Origin of the sequence: Actinoplanes sp. NPDC023801 (assembly GCF_040639655.1) — a bacterium.
GTDB lineage: Bacteria > Actinomycetota > Actinomycetes > Mycobacteriales > Micromonosporaceae > Actinoplanes.
In genome coordinates this window covers 151,998-171,714 of record NZ_JBFAAI010000015.1, presented here as the reverse complement: position 1 = coordinate 171,714, position 19,717 = coordinate 151,998, and the positions used below count along the sequence as shown (strand labels likewise).

The 19,717-nt window shown below is 70.9% G+C and carries 20 protein-coding genes; 15 read left to right on the top strand and 5 right to left on the bottom strand.

Annotated features, from left to right (window positions below):
- The first annotated feature begins 22 nt into the window (after positions 1 to 22).
- Positions 23 to 1,489 (top strand): DHA2 family efflux MFS transporter permease subunit, encoded by a 1,467-nt coding sequence (locus AB0G04_RS25935; RefSeq protein ID WP_360987561.1) that lies wholly within the window; start codon positions 23 to 25, stop codon positions 1,487 to 1,489.
- Here the strand turns inward: AB0G04_RS25935 and AB0G04_RS25930 are convergent.
- On the bottom strand, positions 1,476 to 2,096 hold the full coding sequence (locus AB0G04_RS25930; RefSeq protein WP_360987559.1) for a maleylpyruvate isomerase family mycothiol-dependent enzyme: 621 nt from the start codon (positions 2,094 to 2,096) through the stop codon (positions 1,476 to 1,478). The two genes, AB0G04_RS25935 and AB0G04_RS25930, sit on opposite strands and share 14 nt — an antisense overlap.
- Positions 2,097 to 2,291: 195 nt before the next feature.
- On the opposite strand from AB0G04_RS25930, the gene AB0G04_RS25925 reads away from it, so the two are divergent.
- From AB0G04_RS25925 to AB0G04_RS25915, 3 genes are all read left to right on the top strand, one after another.
- Positions 2,292 to 5,153: an ABC transporter permease gene (locus tag AB0G04_RS25925; protein ID WP_360987557.1), complete on the top strand. Its 2,862-nt coding sequence runs from the start codon at positions 2,292 to 2,294 to the stop codon at positions 5,151 to 5,153.
- A gap of 13 nt (positions 5,154 to 5,166) precedes the next feature.
- Positions 5,167 to 5,844: an ABC transporter ATP-binding protein gene (locus tag AB0G04_RS25920; protein ID WP_360987555.1), complete on the top strand. Its 678-nt coding sequence runs from the start codon at positions 5,167 to 5,169 to the stop codon at positions 5,842 to 5,844.
- A 494-nt stretch (positions 5,845 to 6,338) separates the two neighbouring features.
- Positions 6,339 to 6,686, top strand: coding sequence for an STAS domain-containing protein (locus AB0G04_RS25915; RefSeq protein ID WP_360987553.1), 348 nt, complete (start codon positions 6,339 to 6,341; stop codon positions 6,684 to 6,686).
- Here the strand turns inward: AB0G04_RS25915 and AB0G04_RS25910 are convergent.
- Positions 6,670 to 6,882 carry a hypothetical protein gene (locus AB0G04_RS25910; protein ID WP_360987551.1) on the bottom strand — a complete coding sequence of 71 codons (213 nt, stop codon included), beginning with the start codon at positions 6,880 to 6,882 and terminating at the stop codon, positions 6,670 to 6,672. The two genes, AB0G04_RS25915 and AB0G04_RS25910, sit on opposite strands and share 17 nt — an antisense overlap.
- A complete protein-coding gene (locus AB0G04_RS25905) occupies positions 6,879 to 7,121 on the bottom strand; it encodes a hypothetical protein (RefSeq protein WP_360987549.1) in 243 nt (80 codons plus the stop codon). Before AB0G04_RS25905 ends, AB0G04_RS25910 begins: the two co-directional genes overlap by 4 nt.
- 154 nt (positions 7,122 to 7,275) lie before the next feature.
- On the opposite strand from AB0G04_RS25905, the gene AB0G04_RS25900 reads away from it, so the two are divergent.
- From AB0G04_RS25900 to AB0G04_RS25880, 5 genes are all read left to right on the top strand, one after another.
- A complete protein-coding gene (locus AB0G04_RS25900) occupies positions 7,276 to 8,151 on the top strand; it encodes a helix-turn-helix transcriptional regulator (RefSeq protein WP_360987547.1) in 876 nt (291 codons plus the stop codon).
- A 17-nt stretch (positions 8,152 to 8,168) separates the two neighbouring features.
- A complete protein-coding gene (locus AB0G04_RS25895; RefSeq protein ID WP_360987545.1) occupies positions 8,169 to 8,366 on the top strand; it encodes a DUF397 domain-containing protein in 198 nt (65 codons plus the stop codon).
- 166 nt (positions 8,367 to 8,532) lie between these two features.
- A complete protein-coding gene (locus AB0G04_RS25890; protein WP_360987543.1) occupies positions 8,533 to 8,904 on the top strand; it encodes a YciI family protein in 372 nt (123 codons plus the stop codon).
- 19 nt (positions 8,905 to 8,923) lie between these two features.
- Positions 8,924 to 9,490: a sigma factor-like helix-turn-helix DNA-binding protein gene (locus AB0G04_RS25885; protein ID WP_360987541.1), complete on the top strand. Its 567-nt coding sequence runs from the start codon at positions 8,924 to 8,926 to the stop codon at positions 9,488 to 9,490.
- Positions 9,487 to 10,149, top strand: coding sequence for a DUF6596 domain-containing protein (locus AB0G04_RS25880; protein ID WP_360987539.1), 663 nt, complete (start codon positions 9,487 to 9,489; stop codon positions 10,147 to 10,149). The genes AB0G04_RS25885 and AB0G04_RS25880 overlap by 4 nt, the downstream gene beginning before the upstream one ends.
- Before the next feature lie 23 nt (positions 10,150 to 10,172).
- On the opposite strand, the gene AB0G04_RS25875 is transcribed toward AB0G04_RS25880, so the two are convergent.
- On the bottom strand, positions 10,173 to 11,108 hold the full coding sequence (locus AB0G04_RS25875; protein ID WP_360987537.1) for a BadF/BadG/BcrA/BcrD ATPase family protein: 936 nt from the start codon (positions 11,106 to 11,108) through the stop codon (positions 10,173 to 10,175).
- Positions 11,109 to 11,204: 96 nt separating this feature from the next.
- Here AB0G04_RS25875 and AB0G04_RS25870 point away from each other — a divergent pair, with 96 nt between their 5' ends.
- Genes AB0G04_RS25870 through AB0G04_RS25845 form a run of 6 tightly spaced genes read left to right on the top strand, consistent with a single transcriptional unit; the run spans position 11,205 to position 17,212 of the window.
- Positions 11,205 to 12,122, top strand: coding sequence for a MurR/RpiR family transcriptional regulator (locus tag AB0G04_RS25870; protein ID WP_360987535.1), 918 nt, complete (start codon positions 11,205 to 11,207; stop codon positions 12,120 to 12,122).
- Between the two features lie 11 nt (positions 12,123 to 12,133).
- Positions 12,134 to 12,862 (top strand): SIS domain-containing protein, encoded by a 729-nt coding sequence (locus tag AB0G04_RS25865; RefSeq protein WP_360987688.1) that lies wholly within the window; start codon positions 12,134 to 12,136, stop codon positions 12,860 to 12,862.
- 16 nt (positions 12,863 to 12,878) lie between these two features.
- On the top strand, positions 12,879 to 14,297 hold the full coding sequence (gene ngcE, locus AB0G04_RS25860; RefSeq protein ID WP_360987533.1) for an N-acetylglucosamine/diacetylchitobiose ABC transporter substrate-binding protein: 1,419 nt from the start codon (positions 12,879 to 12,881) through the stop codon (positions 14,295 to 14,297).
- Positions 14,297 to 15,184, top strand: a complete 888-nt coding sequence (locus AB0G04_RS25855) for a sugar ABC transporter permease (RefSeq protein ID WP_360987531.1) — start codon at positions 14,297 to 14,299, stop codon at positions 15,182 to 15,184. The genes ngcE and AB0G04_RS25855 overlap by 1 nt, the downstream gene beginning before the upstream one ends.
- A complete protein-coding gene (locus AB0G04_RS25850; RefSeq protein WP_360987529.1) occupies positions 15,168 to 15,992 on the top strand; it encodes a carbohydrate ABC transporter permease in 825 nt (274 codons plus the stop codon). The genes AB0G04_RS25855 and AB0G04_RS25850 overlap by 17 nt, the downstream gene beginning before the upstream one ends.
- Positions 15,993 to 16,030: 38 nt before the next feature.
- A complete protein-coding gene (locus tag AB0G04_RS25845) occupies positions 16,031 to 17,212 on the top strand; it encodes a glycosyl hydrolase (protein WP_360987527.1) in 1,182 nt (393 codons plus the stop codon).
- A 50-nt stretch (positions 17,213 to 17,262) separates the two neighbouring features.
- Here AB0G04_RS25845 and AB0G04_RS25840 read toward each other — a convergent pair whose 3' ends face one another.
- Positions 17,263 to 19,347, bottom strand: a complete 2,085-nt coding sequence (locus tag AB0G04_RS25840) for a UvrD-helicase domain-containing protein (RefSeq protein WP_360987525.1) — start codon at positions 19,345 to 19,347, stop codon at positions 17,263 to 17,265.
- Positions 19,348 to 19,717: the final 370 nt, after the last annotated feature.

Genomic DNA, 19,717 nt, shown 5'->3' with positions numbered 1-19,717 from the left:
GGCCGGCGGTAGGGTTCCGGCCATGGATCTTCCGGCGGGGGCGCCGCTGAGGTACCGATCGGCGGCCGGCCGCTGGGTGATGCTGGCCACCGTCCTCGGTTCCAGCCTCGCCTTCATCGACGCGACCGTCGTCGGCATCGCGTTGCCGGCGATCGGCCGGGATCTGGGCTCGGACGCCGCCGGCCTGCAGTGGACGGTCAACGGCTACGCCCTCAGTCTGGCCTCGCTGATCCTGCTCGGCGGTTCGCTCGGTGACCGGTTCGGCCGGCGGCGGGTCTTCCTGGCCGGGGTCAGCTGGTTCGCGGCCGCCTCGCTGCTGTGCGGTGTGGCGCCGACCGTCGAGTTGCTGGTCGCGGCACGAATCCTGCAGGGCATCGGCGGGGCGTTGCTCACTCCGGGCGCGCTGGCGATCCTGGAGGCGTCGTTCGCGCCCGAGGACCGGTCGCGGGCGATCGGCGCGTGGTCCGGGCTGGCCGGCATCGGCGGGGCGCTCGGCCCGTTCCTCGGCGGCTGGCTCGTCGAGATCGGGAACTGGCGATACATCTTCCTGATCAACGTACCCGTGGCGCTGCTGGTGCTGTGGGTCGCCGACCGGCACGTGCCGGAGTCACGCAACCCGTCCGCGGCCCGCGGGTTCGACGCGATCGGCCTGTTCACCGGCGCCGCCGGGCTGGGCGGCCTCACGTACGGCTTCACCGCGTGGCCGGCCGCCGGGCCGGGCGATCCGGCCGTACTGGCTGCCCTGGCCGTGGGCGTGGCCGGTCTCGCCGCCTTTGTGGTCGCCGAACGCCGCTCCCCGCACCCGATGCTCCCGCTCGCGATCTTCCGGTCGCCGGCGTTCAGCGGCGCCAACGTGGTGACCTTCCTGGTCTACGCCGCGAACGGTGGAGTGTTCTTCCTGGTGGTGGTCAACCTGCAGGTGGTCGCCGGGTTCCCCGCGCTGGCCAGCGGTCTCGCCCTGCTGCCGGTGACGGTGCTGATGCTGCTGCTGTCGGCGCGGGCCGGCGCCCTGGCACAGCGGATCGGCCCGCGTCTGCCGATGACCGCGGGGCCGCTGATCTGCGCGGCGGGGTTGACGTGGCTGGCCGGTGTCGGTCCGGGTGCCTCCTACTGGGCCGACGTACTGCCGCCGGTGATCATTTTCGGGCTGGGTCTGGCCCTGCAGGTGGCGCCGCTGACCGCTACGGCGCTCGGCGCCATCGACGACGCCTACGCCGGCGTGGCATCGGGCGTCAACAACGCGGTGGCGCGGGCCGCCGGTCTGCTCTCGGTGGCGGTGCTTCCGCTGGTCGCGGGCCTCGGTGCGGGCAGCCTGACCGATCCGGTCACCCTGGAGCCGGTCTACCGCACCGCGATGCTGGTGTGTGCCGGTCTGATGACTGCCGGCGGTGTCGTGGCCTGGCTGCTCATCCCCGCCCGCCTGGCCGCGCACGAGCCGGCCCGCAGCTTCTGCGACCCGTGCGCCCCGCCCATGGTCAGACGCGACTGAGGGACTCGAGCCCGTCGCCGGACAGCTCCGCGAGCGCGGCCCGGCGCCCGGTCAGGGCCAGCATCACCGCTTCGGCGGGACCCCGGACCAGCCGGCCGCCGCCCCACGCCCAGCCGAGGTCGGTGGCCTCGAACCGCAGACCTTTCAACCGATTTTTCGGTACGAAGCCGACCGCGCGCCCGCCCACCAAGAAGTCCAGCGACACCCGCAGACGGTCCGGCCGCAGGTCGTGCGGCAGTCCCAGCGGCCGGCGGATGTCCTGGCCGTGCACCTGCAGATCGGTCAGCTGGCCCGGGTATCCGACGATCGGCGGCCGGAACGGGTTCTCCGCGTGTTCGCGCAACAGGGCGGCGAGCTCGCCGGCCGGTCGCGCGGCCATCCGGGTGGCCAGGCGTGCGTTGGCCCGATGGATCCGGAAGCCGCTGCGGACCAGCACGAGCAGCGTCGCCGACGCCGGTGCGGCGACCGCCGCGACCAGGTGACCGACGACCTCCTTGACACTCCACGCACCGCACAGGCTCGGTGTGCTGAGCTGCCGATCATCAAGCGAGTCGACGAGGTCGGCCATCCGGCGGCGCTCGTCAGCGATCATCCCCGTGACGTCCACGGTCGCACGCTATCCCATCGGTTCGGACAAGTACCCGACGACGGTCCGATGTCGACCGCGGGTCGGCCGGCCCGGGTCCACCCGGGTGAGGCGTTATCGCTCACATCTCCACGTCAGGCTGATGAACAAAGAGCCAAAACGCTCGTAGCGGAATTCGGGTGAACGCTCACACCGGCCGGACCGGAGAATCGGGCGATGCTTCGGATGGCGGCCGCACAGTGGCGAGCGCGGGGACGCCGGTCGCTGGCGCTGCTCTCGATGATCGCCGTGGCGGTCGCCGGGTTCACCCTGCTGACGGGGGCCGCGGTGACGTCGCGGCTGGAGGCGGTCGGCACGGTACAGGCCAATTTCCGGCCCGCCTACGACGTGCTGGTCCGGCCCGGGAACTCGGTGCTGCCACTGGAGCAACAGCGCAACCTGGTGCAGTCCGGGCAACTGGCCGGGATGCGCGGCGGGATCACCGGCGAGCAGTGGCGACAGATCCGGGACATGCCCGACGTGTCGGTGGCCGCACCGGTCTCGATGATCGGGTACGTGATGCGCACCGTGCCGATCACCGTGGACCTGGCCGATGTGCTCGACCCCGCCGGCGAGCGCCAGCTGCTGCGGATCCAGCCGACCTGGCTGACCGACACGGGGCTGACCCGGATCCCGGACGGTGCGCAGTACCTCTACACCACCCGGAACGTCATCGAGACGCCGCGCACCGACATACCGGGCACCGCCGGATCCGGTCGCGACCTGCGCCCCGAAGAGATCGACCGGAACGGGCGCCGCACCCCGATCTGCCCCGGTGTGCCGAGTCTGGGCCAGAAGGAGCTGCTGGCCCCGACCGACACCCGCAGCCGGTCGTCGCTGACCTGCACCGGAGGCGCCGGGTCCACCGATGCCTCCGGCCGGCCGACGACCAGCAAGATCACGATCCCGTGGCCGATCCCGTTCCTGTTCGCGGCGGTGGACCCGGAGGAGGAGGCGGCACTGGCCGGGCTCGACCGGGCCGTCACCGGGGGCCGCTACTTCCAGCCGGCGGAGCGGGCCGCCCCGCATCGCCTGGAGGAGATGGCGTACCCGTACTCGATGCTCCCGATTCTGCTCGCCGATCGCCCGCAGACCGATGTGACGCTGGAGCTGGACATCCAGCGGATGGACGCGGCGGCGGTGGCCATGGTCCGCCGGACGTCCGACGACGACCGGTCCCTGCGGGAACAGCTCGGCAGACGCCCGGGCCGGCAGGTGCGGCAGAACACGATCAAAATCGATGTGCCGTACGGGAAACTCCTGAGCCACATGCGGAACCCGTCCACCGGTGGCACCACCCTGGACGGGCTGGACGGGTTCGGGCAGACGCTCTGGCTGGACCGGTTCTGGACCGTCGGCGCGGTCAACGCGGTGCCCGACGGCGACGGCACCCGGGCCGAGAAGGTGACCAACGACCTCAGGATCTGGGGCGTGGGCGGTCAGGAGGGACTGTTCAACATGGTCCCGATGGAGTTCGCCGACACCGCGGTGCGCGACGGCATCGGCTCGCACCACAACGATGTCAGCGAACACGGTGAGGGGCCGGGCGTCGGCATGCCGGACATGGCGCTCAACGCCGTCGGCACGTTCGACCCGGCCAGGGTGCAACTGGGCAGCACGCTGTCGGCGGTACCGATGGACACCTACTACCAGCCCGGCGTGCCCGGTGCCGACGAGTCCTCCCGGCGGGCCCTCGGCGGGCGCGAGCTGGAACCCAACGCCAACGTCACCGGGCTGCTCAGCCAGCCGCCGCTGATGCTGACGACGATGGCGGCCGCCGAGGAGATCTTCGGCCCGGCCGGCTTCCGGACCGACCCGCCCTACCCGGAACTCGATCTCAACCGGGCCGCCCCGATCAGCATGATCCGGGTACGGCTGACCGGTGACGTCGGCATCGACGCCACCTCCCGCGAACGGGTCCGCGTCATCGCCGAGCAGATCGCCGGGCGTACCGGGTTGCAGGTCGACATCACCCTCGGCTCCTCACCGACGCCGGTACCGGTCCGCTACCCGGCCGGCGAGTTCGGCCGCCCCGGCCTGCTGCTCGGCGAACCATGGGTGAAGAAGGGCGTCGCCGCCGTCCTCGTCAGTGCCGCCGACCGCAAGAGCGTCCTGCTGTCCACCCTGGTCCTGGCCGTCTGTGCGCTCGCCGTGCTGAACGCCAACCGGGCAGCGGTCCGCTCCCGGCGTACCGAGCTCGGCATCCTCGCCTGCGTCGGCTGGACGCGGCGGCATCTCGTCACGCTCCTGGCCGTCGAGACGGCGGCGGTCGGACTCGCCGCCGGTGTGGCCGGCACGCTCGTGGCCGTACCGCTGGCCTGGGCCTTCGATCTGACCCTCAGCTGGGACCGGCTGCTGCTGACCGTGCCGGTGGCGGTGCTGCTCGCCCTGTTCGCCGGGGCCGGGCCCGCCTGGCGCGCCGCCCGTCCGGACCCCGCCGCGATCGTCCGGCCCGCAGTTTCCGCCCGGGCCGTGCGCATGCGCACCCCGCGCCGGGTGACCGGCCTGGCCCTGGCCAACCTGACGCGCACACCCGGCCGGACCCTGCTCGGCGCGGCCAGCCTGCTGATCGGCGTGGCAGCGCTGACGATGCTGCTCGCGATCACCTTCGCGTTCCGGGGCGCGGTCACCGGGACCCTGCTCGGCGAGGCGATCACACTGCAGGCACGCACGGTCGACCACCTGGCCGTCGCCGTCACCATCGTGCTCGGCATCGCCTCGGTCGCCGACGTGCTGTACCTCAACATCTCCGAACGTGCCGGCCAGCTGGCCCTGTTCACCGCCGTCGGCTGGCCCGACCGGATCCTGCACCGGCTGGTCCTCACCGAGGCCGCCGGTATGGGCGTCCTCGGTGGAGTGCTCGGCTCCGCGGCCGGCCTGGCCGGGGCGTCGATCTTCGCCGGCGGGGTCACCACGCCGCTGCTGTGGTGCGCGGTGGCCGCCTGCCTGACCGGCATCGCGCTGGCGGCCGTCGCCGTGGTCGTGCCGATCCTGATGCTGCGCCGCCTTCCGACCGCCCAGCTCCTCGCCCAGGAATAGGACGGGATCATCGATGACACTCGTGCGGGTCACCGAGGCGAACAAGACGTTCCCGCTGCCCGACGGCGGCAGGCTGGCCGCCGTCGACGGCGTCAGCCTGGACATCGACGCCGGCACGGCGGTGTCGCTGACCGGGCCGAGCGGTTCCGGCAAGTCGACGCTACTGCACCTGATCGGCGCCATCGAACGACTCGACTCCGGCTCCGTCGTGGTCGCCGGGCAGGAGATCGGCACGCTGTCCCGTAACGCGCTGGCCGCCTACCGGCGCACGGTGGGCTTCGTGTTCCAGCGGTTCCACCTGCTGCCGGCGATGACCGCGCTGGACAACGTGCTGGCCCCGGTCTTGCCGTTCCGGACCGGTTTCGACAAACGGCGCCGCGCGCTGGAACTCCTCGAGGTGGTCGGGCTGGCCGATCGCGCGGGCGCCCTGCCGTCCCAGCTGTCCGGTGGTCAGCAGCAGCGGGTGGCCATCGCCCGGGCCCTGATCAACGAACCCGGTCTGTTACTTGCCGACGAGCCGACCGGCAATCTCGACTCCCGCAACGGAACCGCGATCGTCGACCTCCTGCTATCCCTGCGTGACTCGCACGGCACCACCGTCGTCGTCGCCACCCACGACCCGGCCATCGCCGCCCGCTGCGACACCGCCCTGCACCTGCACGACGGCCGCCTCACCCCGCCACGCGGCTAGGCCGTGTTTCGTAGCGCCGTCGATGTTGCGGCGTGGCGGTGATCGATAACTGAAGAGGTCTCCGGTAGTTGGTTCAAGCGACCAAGCCAGAACTTCACACCGGAGACCTCGTGCCGAGCGTAACGGCCCCCCACGTGCCGTCGGCCGGGACGTCCACCTGACCGGCCGACCCGGATGCCCTGACCGCGGCGCCGGAAACGATCGAGGTTCCGGCCAGAGTCATCACCGTGGCGATTCGGCCCCATCGTCGTCCAACAGCCGTCATGGCCGCCTCCGTGTGGTCCACCTACACGCCAGCTCGATACCGTAATATTTCGTATTTGACACGATTGTACGGAAATCCGGGAAGTGCTCGCGAAGGCGGCTGGACGCCTCGGACGCTGCCGTGACCTCGCCGTGACCAGGTGAACTCTTACCGCGGTCCCTCGACCCGGCCGGGGCGGGGTTCTACTGTTGACGGCTGAAGAGAACGCCGGGTTACGGAGGGTTGTCCGATGACCGTCGCAACGGTCGACGTCAATACCACTCCCGACGGCACGCTCGTCATCGAGCTGCACGGCACCCTGGACGCGGAGGCCGCGGTCGGGCTCCGGCACGCCCTGGTCGACGCCGTCCGCCACACCCGGCCGCTGCGCCTGGTCATGGATCTGGCCGAGGTGGAGGATCTCGACCCGATCAGTCTGGCCACGCTCGCCGCCGCCTGCGGGTTCGGCGACGATCATCAGGTCGCCGTCTTCCTCGATCACCCATCGGCGGCGATCGCGGCATCGCTCACCGAGGCCGGCATACCCCGGCACCGGCTTCGCTTCGTGGGTTCCCAGCGGGTCAGCCGGTCCATTTGATGAAGCGCTCGAACGTCTCCACCGCGGGCGTCGGCGGCAGGCCGCGGACCGCCTCCTCGAGTTGCTCCCACATGTAGGTGGCGAGCCGGACCGTGTCCATCTCGGTCATCAGTTCCTCGCGGGCCGGATCGCAGGGCCAGGGCTCCGCGCAGGCGAGGCAGTCCCACGAGGACCGGTGCGGGACGTGTGCGCTCACCGCGGCCGGCTGCGCCATTGCCCGGTCTCGGTCGGCAGCTGTCGCTCGTTGCCCTGGCGGGGGCTGTGGAACGCGGTGGCGCCGTTGCGCCTCGGGTCCGGCCGCCGGACGCGCAGCGACTCGGCTACCGGTGGCGGCGCGATGATTACGGTGTCGGGGCACGGGTACCAGGCGCAGCCGCAGACGCATCGCTGACGCCAGGGTGTGAACCAGATCCGCACCGGATGGTGCCTGCGCATGGCTTGCCTCCCCTGTCACAACGCGGTGGTGACCTGCCCACGGTGGCACCGCGGGCTGAAACCCGCAACATGCGGATTTCACGATCGGGTGAAAGCAATTTGCGAATACGAGTCGTGTTGTCCGCGAGTGACCGGGAACGGAAGGATGCAGCGCGTGACTCAACGTCAGACCCCCACCGTCCGGCGGCGGCGTCTCGCCCTCACGCTGAAGCAACTCCGGGCCCGTGCCGGGCTGTCCGCCGCCGACGCCGCGCGGCGTGTGGACCATGACGCGAGCTGGCTGTCCCGGATCGAGAATGCCGAGGTCCGGCCGCATCCCAACGACGTGCGGGCACTGCTCGGCGTGTACGGCGTGAACGGCGACCAGGCCGAGGCGGTCATCGCGGTGGCCCGGCAGGCCAAGCAGCGCGGCTGGTGGCAGCGATACAGCGACGTCCTGCCCGACTGGTTCTCGACCTACGTCGGCATGGAGTCTGAGGCTTCGGTCATCCGGACGTACGAGTGCCAGATGGTTCCCGGACTACTCCAAACGGAGGAATATGCGCGGGCCGCGTTCGAGGGCGCGCCCGTCCCGATGCGCCGCGACGAGGTGGACCGGCAGGTTTCCCTCCGGCTGGAACGTCAGACGATCTTGCTGTCGGACGAGCCGCCGCTGCTCCGGGTGGTCATCGACGAGGGCGCGGTGCGACGCCTGATCGGCGGACCGGCCGTGATGAAAGCGCAGATCGAGCGCCTTGTCGAGGTCTCCAGGCAGGCCAACATCCAGATCTTGATGCTTCCGTACGCCGCCGGTGTGGGCTTCGACGGGAGCTTCGTGATCCTCGATTTCCCGCCGTTGCCCGAGCCGTATCCCGACGCCGCGGAGGACCGGATGGTCTACGTGGACACGCTGACGGGTGCGCTATACCTGGAGCGGCCGAGCGAGGTGTCCACCTACGCGGCAGCCTACGAGCAGTTGCAAGCACTGTCGCTCGGCCCACCCGAGACACGGGCTACTCTCAGCAAGATCGCCGCCGATCTGGCGATATAGAAGGAGGATGCGGGCACATGAACCCGTCTCATGCGAAGTGGCGTAAAAGTAGCCGGTCGGGCTCGTCCGGGAACTGCGTCGAGGTCGCCGACAATCTGCCCGGAGTCGTGGCGGTCCGCGACTCCAAGGACCCCGGCGGCCCGGCTCTCACCTTCAGCCCGGCCGTCTGGCAGGCCTTCCTCAACGATGCCAAGGCTGGAGAATTCGGTCTCTGACGGCTGAGCGCCGTGGGGTGTGGTGATCGCGGCAACCACACCCCTCCGCGACGCTGTGCCCCGCCGGGGACGGCGAGGACTTCGCCGGCCGTGTCGATCCGCGGAACATCCGTTCGACGTGAGGGTACGAGAGCCGGGAAGCGGCTCTCCGAGCGAGGAGAACGCGATGCCGAAGTACCTGCTGATCATGCGGGGCACCGATGAGTCGAACGCCGCGATGATGGCCGACATCGAGGAGATGATGGCCACGACCCGGCAGTTCATCGAGGAGATGGTCAAGGCCGGTGTGCTCCTCGCCGCGGAGGGGCTGGACGATCCCCGTCAGGGCGTCGTGGTGGACTTCAGCGGCGAGACCCCGGTGGTCACCGACGGGCCGTACGGCGAGACCAAGGAACTGTTCGGGGGCTTCTTCATGCTCGACGTCGCCTCGAAGCAGGAGGCCGTCGAGTGGGCCAAGCGGGTCCCGGCCGCCCGGGGCGCCAAGATCGAGATTCGCCGGGTGCCCGGCATCGACGAGGTCCCGCAGGCCGGCGAGTGATCGCCGCGAACCGGATCTGATGAGCGCGGCCGAGGTCGAGGCGGCGTGGCGGATCGAGTCCGCCCGTATCGTCGCCGCGCTGACCCGGTTCACCGGCGATTTCGGGCTGGCCGAGGACGCGGCCCAGGAGGCGGTCGCCGAGGCGCTGGTGTCGTGGCCGCTCGCCGCCCCGGCGAACCCCGCCGCCTGGCTGATGGCCACGGCCCGGCGGCGGGCGATCGACATGATCCGTCGCCGGGCCGCACTCCAGGACCGATACGCCCTGCTGGCGGCCGGCGAGATGACCGGCCCGTCCGACACGGGCGAGATCGACCCGGACCGGATCGACGACGACGTGCTGGCACTGATGTTCATCAGCTGCCACCCGGTGCTCTCCGCCGAGGCACGGGTGGCGCTCACCCTGCGGGTGGTCGCCGGCCTGTCCAGCGAGGAGATCGCTCGCGCCTTCCTGGTGCCGGTGCCGACCGTGCAGGCCCGGATCACCCGGGGCAAGAAGACGATCGCGGCGGCCGGGGTGCCGTTCGAGTTGCCCGCCCCGGACGAGCGCCGGAGCGGCTGGGTGGCGTGCTCAGCGTCCTTTACGTGATCTTCACCGAGGGGTCGACGGCCACGTCGGGTGATCGGCTGCTGCGCCCCGGGCTGGCCTACGAGGCGATCCGGCTGGCCCGGAAGCTGGCCGCGCTGCAGCCGCACGAGCCCGAGGTGCACGGTCTGCTCGCGCTCTGCGAGCTGACGGCCGCGCGCTTCCCGGCCCGTACCGGCCCGGACGGCTCGCCGGTGCTTCTCGAGGACCAAGACCGGCGGTTGTGGGACGTCGCGGCGATCCGCCGGGGGCTGGCCGCGCTGACCAGGGCGTCGGTCCGGGGTCTCGGACCCTACGGTCTGCAGGCCGCGATCGCCGCCACCCACACGGCGGCGTCCTCGGTCGAGACGACCGACTGGGACCGGATCGTCGTGCTGTACGAGGCGCTCGGCCGGGTCGCCCCGTCACCGGTGATCGAGCTCAACCGGGCGGTCGCCGTAGCCATGGCCTCGGGCCCGGACGAGGGCCTGGTCATCGTGGACGAGCTGATCGCCACCGGCCGGCTGCCCGGCTCGCACCTGGTCCCGACCGTGCGCGGTGAGCTCCTGACCCGTCTCGGCCGGCACCCGGAGGCCCGCGCCGAACTGGAACTGGCCGCCCGGTTGTGCGCCAACCGGCGGGAACGTTCGGTACTGCTGCGAAAGGCGGCCGGGCTGGGCTGACCCCGCCACCCGGCGAACAGGCGCTAGGGGCGGGGTCCGGACATCGCGCCGCAGTCCACGAACGTGGCGTGCAGCGCCGCCGGGTCGACGCCGGGCAGGCGGCCGGCCGCCAGCCAGGCTGCGCCGGCCGCCGGGTCACCGCTCGTCAGCGGCGCCAGTCCGCGTTCCCGCAGGGCCGCGCGGACGCCGTCGCGGATCGGGGTGGCGGCGGTCAGCAGGCTGCCGCCGAGGACGATCGGGCCGTCGGTGGCCACCTCGTCGAGGGTGGCGGTCAGGTGACCGACCGCCTCGGCGACGATCGCCCGGGCCTGCGGATCGCCGCCTCGCGCCGCCTCGCACACGACCGGTGCCAGGGCGGCGATCCGGCCGTGCGGCAACCGCTGGGCCCAGGAGATCAGCCGGTCACGGTCGGTGGCGCCGGTCCGGGTGGCGATCCGGGCGGCGAAGGGCGAGGGCCAGGAGTGTACGGCCGAACGCAGCGCGCGCATGCCGAGCCAGTGGCCGGACCCTTCGTCGCCGAGCAGCCAGCCGAGCCCGTCCGCCGTACGTACGATCGCATGGTCCTTGATCTCCGCGGCGACCGCACCGGTGCCCGCGATGAGGACCGCGCCGGAGGGTTCGCCGGTGCCGGCCGCGAAGGCGGTGACCGCGTCACCGACGACCTCGTAGGGACAGGTCAGACCGGCTGCGGCCCAGCCCTGGTCGAGTGCCGCGGTGATTGCCGGGTCCACGCAGGCGCCGGTGCCGGCGAGGCCGAGCACACCACCGGTGACCGTCGCGGGATCCTGGCCGGCCAGCGCCTGCCGTAACGCGTCGGTGATCGCGCCGGCGGCGGCCGGCCCGGCGGCGAACGGGTTGCCGGGGCCGGCTCGTCCGCGGCCGGTCACCTGCCCGGCCACCGTGGCGACGACCGCGCGGGAGGCGGTTCCGCCGGCGTCGACTCCCACCACCAGATCCATGCCAGGGATCGAAACACAGAAATTCATTGTTGACTAGTTGCGCAGGCGGTCGTAATTTTCATCGTCACAAGCAAGTGATGAAAAGGATGACCACGGATGACGGGTGAGAGCGGCGGGCTGCTGGGGCGGCTGCGCATCGAGGGACCGCAGATGCCGGAGGCGCTGAGCCGGATCGCCGAGACGATCCTGGCCGACCCGGAGACCGCGGCCCACGCCAGCATCGTCGATCTGGCCGAGCGATCCGGCACGTCGACCGCGACCGTCACCCGGTTCAGCCGCACGCTCGGCTTCAAGGGCTACGCGAGCCTGCGGGTCGCCGTCGCCACCGAGACCGGGCGCGCCGAGCAGGCCCGGTGGGAAACCGACATCAGCGGCGACATCACCCCGGAGGACCCGCTCGACCAGGTGCTCAGCGTGGTCGCGGCGGCCGACACCCGAGCCATCCAGAGCACCGCCTCGCTGCTGAAGGTCGACGACGTCGACCGGGTGGCGGCGGCCATCGCCGGGGCGCAGCGGGTCGAGCTGTTCGGGCTCGGAAGCAGCGGCACGGCGGCGCGGGAAATGGCGTTCCGCCTCGAACGGATCCGGGTGCCGGTCTGGCACCGGCAGGACAGCCACACCGCGCTCACCAACGCCGCGCTGCTGCTGCCCGGTGACGTCGCGATCGGCCTGTCGCACTCCGGGCGCACCCGGGAGGTGATCGAGACACTCGCCGAGGCTGCCGACCACGGCGCGCTGACCGTGGCGGTGACCAGCTTCAACCGGTCGCCGCTGGCCGAGGTCGCCGACATCGTGTTCACCACAAGCGTGCTGGAGACGACGTTCCGGCTGGCTGCTCTCTCCGCCCTGCACTCGCAGCTGCTCGTCCTCGACCTGATCTACGTCGCGGTGGCGCAGCGCACCTACGAGCGCACCGCCGAGGCACTGGAGCTGACGGTCCGCGCCGTGGACGCGCACCGGCTGCCGGAGAAGCTGCCGACCCGTAAACGGCGGGTGGAGAAGGGAACGACGTGAGCAGTGACTTCCTGTCCAGGATCGAAGAACTGGTGGCCAAGGTGGGCCGGGGGCAGCGGGAGGCGAAGTCCCGGGCGGCCGGCCTGCTGTCCGCCTCGATAGAAAAGGGCGGCGTGATCCAGGCATTCGGCTGCGGGCACTCCGAGGCCCTGGCCATGGAGATCGCCGGCCGGGCCGGGGGACTGGTCCCGACCAACCGGATCGCGCTGCGTGACATCGTCCTCTACGGCGGTGAACCCCTCGAGGCGCTCGCCGACCCGATGGTCGAACGCGGCACGGAGATCGCCCACAGGATCTACCAGCTGGCGCCGGTCAAGCCGGACGACGCATTCGTCATCGCCTCCAACTCCGGCATCAACGGCGCCGTCGTCGAGATGGCGCTGCTGGTGAAGGAGCACGGCCACCCGCTGATCGCGATCACTTCGGCGGAGCACTCGGCCGGGGTCGGCTCGCGGCACCCCAGCGGCCGCAAGCTCGGCGACATCGCCGACGTGACGCTCGACAACGGCGCGCCGTACGGCGACGCGACAGTGCCGCTGCCCGGCGGCGGCGCGGTCGGCGCCGTCTCCTCGATCACCGCCGCGCTGCTGGCCCAGCAGATCGTCGTCGAGGTGGTCGACCGCCTGCTCGCGGCGGGAATCGTCCCGCCCGTCTACCTGTCGGACAACGTGCCCGGCGGCAAGGAACACAACGCGGAACTAGAGGCGCGGTACGCCGGGCGCATCCGGCGCACCGCATAGAGAAACGAGCCCAGCGATGAACCCAGAATCCCTTCCCCGACCGTACCCGAGAAGAACCCTGCTCCGGACCGCCGGGCTCGCGGCGGTGACCGCCCCGCTGCTCAGCGCCTGCGTCACGTCGGCCGGCAAGGAGGAGAAGCCGGCCCAGGCGGGCGGCGCCAAGACCGTCGAGAACCCGCTCGGCGTCAAGGCCGACGCGCCCCTCGAGGTGGTCGTCTTCAAGGGTGGGTACGGCGACGAGTACGCGATCAAGGCCGAGCAGAAGTACACCGCGAAGTACCCGCATGCCAAGGTCGACCACAAGGGCCTGCAGAAGGTCGGCGAGGCCATGCAGCCCCGCTTCGTGGCCGGCGACCCGCCGGACGTCGTCGACAACACCGGCGCCGGCCGTCTCGACATCGCCACCCTGGTCGGCGCCAAGCAGGTCACCGACCTGGCCGAACTCCTCGCCGCACCGGCCTTCGACCAGCCCGGCAAGACGGTCCGCGACACCCTGCTCCCCGGTGTGATCGAGGACGGCACGTTCGACGGCAGCACGGTGACGCTGAACTTCACCTACACGGTCTGGGGCGTCTGGTACTCGAAGGCACTGTTCGCCGAACGCGGATGGACGTACCCGAAGACGTGGGCCGAGATGCTCTCCCTCTGTGAGACGATCAAGAAGGCCGGCATCGCGCCCTGGACCTACCAGGGCAAATACGCCGAGTACATCAACGACCCGATGCTCACCATGGCCGCCAAGGCCGGCGGACTCGACCTGGTCAAAGCGGTCGACAACCTCGACCCGGCCGCCTGGTCGCAGCCGGGACTGAAGCAGGCCGCCGAGGCGTTCGCCGAACTCGCCGGCAAGGGCTACCTCATGTCCGGCTCGGAGGCGCTGTCGCACACCGAGGCGCAGGCCGCCTGGTGCCAGCGGAAGGCCGCGTTCATACCGTGCGGCTCCTGGCTGGAGAGCGAGCAGAAGGACGTCACCCCGGCCGGTTTCGACATGGTCATGGGCACCGTCCCGTCCGTGTCCGGGAGCGACAAGCTTCCGGTCACCGCGGTGCAGGCGGCAAGCAGCGAGTCCTACCTGGTACCGGCCCAGGCCAAGAACGTCGCCGGCGGCCTGGAATACCTGCGGATCCTGTTCGCCAAGGAGTCCGCGACCGCATTCGCGCAGGCCAGCAGCACCCTGCCGGCGGTCGCCGGAGCCACCGACGGACTCACGCTCTCCAGCGGTCTCGGCTCGGTCCGCGACGCGGTCACCGCCGCCGGTGCGGACGCTTTCAACTACCGATTCCGTACGTGGTACGCGCCGCTCGCCAAGGCCGTCGACGACGCCACCGCCGAACTGGTCAACCGCCGGATCAGCGTGGCCGACTGGTCGACCCGCATCCAGAAGGCCTCGGACTCGCTGGCCAAGGACAGCACCGTCAAGAAGTACCAGCGCTGATGCGGCACGGCCGGTGGCGGTTCCTGCTCGCCGCGCTGGTTCCGGCGCTGGTCCTGCACGTCGTGCTGGTGCTCTCCCCGTACGCCCAGGCCTTCTACCTGTCGCTGACGGACTGGACGGGGGTGGCCGGCGAGGCGAACTTCGTCGGACTGGACAACTTCGTCCGCCTCGGCGAGGACTCGCTCTTCCTCGACGCGGTCCGCAACAACGCGGTGATGCTGATCGTGGTGCCGCTGGCCACGATCGGGCTGGCGCTGTTCCTGGCGAGCATGCTGAACGGGCGACGTCCCCTGCGCGGCGCGTCCGCGTACCAGATCGTCTATTTCTTTCCGCAGATGCTCTCGCTGGTGATCATCGCGGTGCTGTGGGGCTTCGTCTACAACCCGAACACCGGGCTGCTCAACTCAGGGCTCCGCGCCATCGGGCTGGACGGCGCGGCGCGCAGCTGGCTCGCCGAACCGGCACTGGCGCTGCCGTCCGTGATGGCGGTGGTGATCTGGTCGTCGGTGGGGTTCTACGTGGTGCTGTTCAGCGCGGCGATCGGCGCCATCCCGAAGGAGCTGTTCGAGGCGGCGGTGCTCGACGGTGCCGGGCGGTGGGCGACGTTCCGCCGGGTCACGCTGCCGCTGGTCGCCGAGAGCGTGCAGGTCGCGTTCGTCTACCTGGGCATCGCGGCGCTCGACGGGTTCGTGCTGGTGCAGGTCATGTCGGTCGGCCCCGGTGGGCCGGACGGGGCCACCGAGGTGGTGGGGTTGTCGCTGTACCGGACGGCGTTCACGTACGGCAAGTTCGGTTACGCCACGGCCATGGGGGTGGCACTGTTCTTCGCCGCGCTCACGCTGGCGGTGTTCGCTCTGCGCTGGAGGCGTGATGAAGTCACCGCGTAACCCGCTGCCGCAGCTCGCCATGCTCGCCTGGGCGGTGGTGACCGCGTTGCCGCTGCTCTGGGCGGTGGTCAGCTCGCTCAAGACCGACCAGGAGATCCTCAACGAACCGTGGGCGCCGCCGTCGTCGCTCCACTTCGAGAACTGGTCGCGGGCGTGGACCGCCGCCAGCATCGGACGGTACTTCTTCAACAGCCTCATCGTGGTCGGCGGCGCACTGGTGCTGACCATGCTGCTCGGGTCGCTGGTGGCGTACGCCTTGGCGCGCTATCGGTTCCGGGGTAACCGGTTCATCTACTACACGTTCGTCGCGGCCATCTTCTTCCCGGTGTTCCTGGCTCTGGTGCCGTTGTTCTTCGTGGTGCGGCAACTCGGGCTGCTCGGCACCTATCACGGGCTGATCCTGGTTTACGCGGCTTACGCCGTACCGTTCACCGTCTTCTTCCTGCACGCCTTTTTCCGGACGTTGCCGGAGGAGGTCGCGGAGGCTGCGGTGCTCGACGGCTGCTCGCATTCCGCGGTGTTCTTCCGCGTCATGCTGCCGCTGGCCCGCCCCGGTCTGGTCGCGGTCGGCATCTTCAATTTCCTCGGGCTCTGGAACCAGTATCTGATCCCGCTGGTTCTCAATCCCGACCCGGACCGGTACGTCCTGGCGCAGGGTTTGGCCGCCCTGTCGGTCAGTCAGGGCTACCGCAGCGACTGGAGCGGCCTGTTCGCCGGTCTGACCATCGCCATGCTGCCGGTGCTCGTCGCTTACGTCGCGTTCCAGAGGCACATCCGCGCCGGAATGACCGCCGGCGCGGTCCGGTAATCCTCGCTGTTACCCCCTCTTAGGAGTCATCCATGTACATGGGTAGACGAATCCTCGCCGGCCTGGCAGTGACCGCTTTATCCGCTTTCGGGATGGTCGTCGCCAACGCCAGCACCGCCTCCGCCGCCGATTGCGGATACCTGTTCGACGACTTCCACTACAACTCCTCCGCCGACCCGTCGCTGACCGCCAACGGCTGGACGCCTCGCAGCTACCAGGGCGGACCGGGCGTGCCCGGCGCCAACTGGTCGCCGAACGCGATCACCTTCCCCACCTCCGGCGGCCAGAAGGTCATGCAGCTGACCGCCTCCACCGACGGCACCGCCGCCGGAACCAGCCACGCCGAGCTGTACTCCACCCAGAAGCGTTACCTGGAGGGCACCTACGCCAGCCGGGTCCGGTTCACCGACGCACCGGTCAGCGGCAACGACGGCGACCACATCAACCAGACGTTCTTCACCATCAGCCCGCTCAACGGGGACATGGACCCCACCTACTCCGAGCTGGACATCTCCGAGTACCTGCCGAACGGTGGCTGGGGCGAGACCGGGCCGATCAACTACCAGACCACCTGGTACACCTACCGCGCCGACCCCTGGTACGCCGACAACCTGCACTCGGAGCAGCGGACCAGCATCGACGGATGGCACGACCTGGTCGCCCAGGTCGCCAACGGGCAGGTCGTCTACTACATCGACGGCGTGCAGGTCGGCGTGCACGGCGGCAAGTACTTCCCGCGCCAGACGATGACCATCAACTGGAACCTGTGGTTCATCGACACGGCCACCCACACCGGCGGCATGTCGACCTACATCGAGCAGGTCGACTGGGTGCTGTTCGCCAAGAACCAGGTGCTCAGCCCGGCCCAGGTGACCGCGCAGACGTCCTCCTACCGCACATCGAGCACCGCGTTCCACGACTCGGTCGCCACCTCGGGACCGTGCGTCGACCCGACCCCGTCCGACCCGGGCCCGTCCTCCCCGGCGCCGTCGAACCCGGGCCCGTCGAACCCGAACCCCGGCGACTGCACGAGCGCGCCGAACTGGCAGTTCGGCAGTGTCTACACCGGCGGCAACACGGTCAAGCACGAGAGGAGCAGGTACGGCGACCCGTCCGGCCCCAAGTCGGGCGACGGCGTGCACCTGTGGAGGGCCAGGTACTGGACCCAGGGTTCGGAGCCCGGCTGGACACAGCAGTGGCAGGACCTCGGCCGCTGCTGACCTGAGCCGAACTGAACGGGCGGCGGGGCGATGGGCGCCCCGCCGCCCCCTCACGTCACGATCAGCCGGCCCAGCTCCTGCGTGCAGCGGGTCAGGGCGACGTAGAGGCCGTTCCAGCCGCGGGGCTCCGCGGCGATGCCGTCCGGATCGACGAGCAGGGTCGCGTCCCACTCCAGGCCTTTCGACTCCGGCGCGGTGAGCACCGGCAGCCCGGCCAGCTCGGCGATCCGGGCGGCCGGGGCGATGACGCCGACCGTCCCGCCCGGCCAGCGGTCCCGCAGTTCCTCCAGGGTGCGGGCGGCGACGGCCGCCAGTTCGCCGGGCGCCACCCGCCGCTGCCACGGAAGGATCCCGGACGACCGTACCGCCCGCGGCGGCGTGTTCCGGCTGCCGGCCTTCGCCAGGACCGGGCCGGTCAGCTCCATCGCCTCACGCGGCGTCCGGTAGCAGACGGTCAGTTCGGCGGCCGTCCAGCGGTCCCCGAACACCGCCCGCACCGCCTCGGCCCAGCTCGTGTGCCGGTGCGCCGCCTCCGTCTGATCGATGTCACCGACCGCGGTGATACTGCGGCCGGGACAGCGCCGCAGCACCATCAGCCATTGCATCTCGGACAGTTCCTGTGCCTCGTCGACGACGACGTGGCCGTACACCCAGTCACGCCTCGCCCGGGCCCGATCGGCGACGACTTCGCCTTGCGGCGCTGTCGTGCCAGCGTCGGCGGGCGGCCCGGTCTGCTCGCCGAGCAGTTCGGCCAGCGCGTCGAGCAGTGGAATGTCGCTCGACGACCAGCCCGGTGGCTCCGCGCTCATCACTTCGGCCTCCTCGGGCCGCAGCCCCGGGGCGAACCCGGCCAGCCGCGGCCGGTCGCTCAACAACTCCCGGGGGTCCAGGGTAGGCCACCACGCCTCGACGAAGCGCGCGATCGCCGGGTCCTCGGCGATCCGCTCCCGCAGCTCCTCGATCTCGTCCTCCGACAGCAGGCCGTCGACATCGCTGCCGGTGGCCGCCGGCCCGCACGCGGGGACTGCGGTGCGGTCGATGCGGGCCAGGATGTCCTCGAAGCCCTCCTCCATCTCGTTCAGCATCGCCTCGCGCTGCTCAGCGATCGCCTCGGCGAGCAGGTGGTGCAGATGATCGGCAAAGACCGAGCGAGCCCGATGGTACGAACGCCCCGGCACCGCGGTGGCCAGCGCACGCTCGACCGCCGCGGCGGAGATGACGTAGAAGTCGCCCTCCCAGCGCAGCTTCAGATCCTGCGCCCGCGGCAGCAGCGAGGCGACGTACCGTTCGAGGGCCGGCTGCCACAGCGCCCGGCCCTTGATCTCGGCTGTCCGCCGCTCCTCGTTCCGGGTGACCCGGATCCCGGGCAGCAGGGTGTCGCAGGTCGCCGACACCACCGCGGTCTCGCCGAGTGCCGGGAGAACCTGGGCGATGTAGTCGAGGAACCGTGGCGACGGCCCGAGCACCAGGACCGCCTGCTCGGCCAGCCGGCGGTGGGTGAACAGCAGGTAGGCCACCCGGTGCAGCGCCACCACGGTCTTGCCGGTGCCCGGACCGCCCTGCACGATCAGCGGGCCGTTCGCCCCGGCCCGGATGATCTCGTCCTGCTCGCGTTGCAGGGTGGCGATGGCCGTCGACATCCGGCCGGTGCGCCGCTGGTCCAGGGCGGCCAGCAGGGCGCCCTCACCGACCAGCCCGGACCCGGTGGTGCCGTCCAGCGGCTCGTCGTCCACCCCGGTCACGGTCGAGCCGGACGTCCGGATGTGGCGGCGCCGGACCTGACCCTGCGGTTCGACGGCCGTCGCGGTGTAGAACGGCCGGGCGGCCGGCGCCCGCCAGTCCAGCAGCAGCGGCTCGTCGCCCTCGTCCTCGTGCCGCAGACCGATCCGGCCGATGTGACGGATCGTGCCGTCGGCGGCGTCCAGGCGCCCGAAGACGAGACCATCTCCGGCCCGGCGAAACTCCTCGAACTGCTGCCGCAGCATGTCGTGCCGGGCCCGCTCCAGTGGCTCGGCGGCGTCCACCGCGAGCTCGGCGCCCAGCTGTCCGGCCCACTGCTCCCGCCGCGCCGCGGCACCGTCCAAGAACTGCTGCTCCTCCGCGATAATCCGGTCCCGTGCGTCATGACGTTGCATTTCCGACCCCCGATTCGGCTTCGGCGGAAAGGCTAGGTCCGATTCCCCGGAACGGCCAGTCCGATTGGCCGCGAAATGCTGGATCGAGACAGTTGTCTCAATGTCATTGCGCTATGGATCGAGTTGCTATCTGCCATTACCGAATCCCCGATGCAGGCATTTATCGGGCCGCCCGGTACCCGCGTCCGGCGGACCGGTATGCCTCCCGCGGTGCGCTCACCGCCGGCATCCCGGCGCGCGTCCTCGGCCTCTCCCCGGGAACACCAAGATCGTCTCAAGTCCGGTATCCCGACCGCCGAACTGTCCACGACCGAACAGGCCCGGCTGTTGGCGGTCCTGCGTTCGCGCGGCGCGGCGCTCACGAACACGC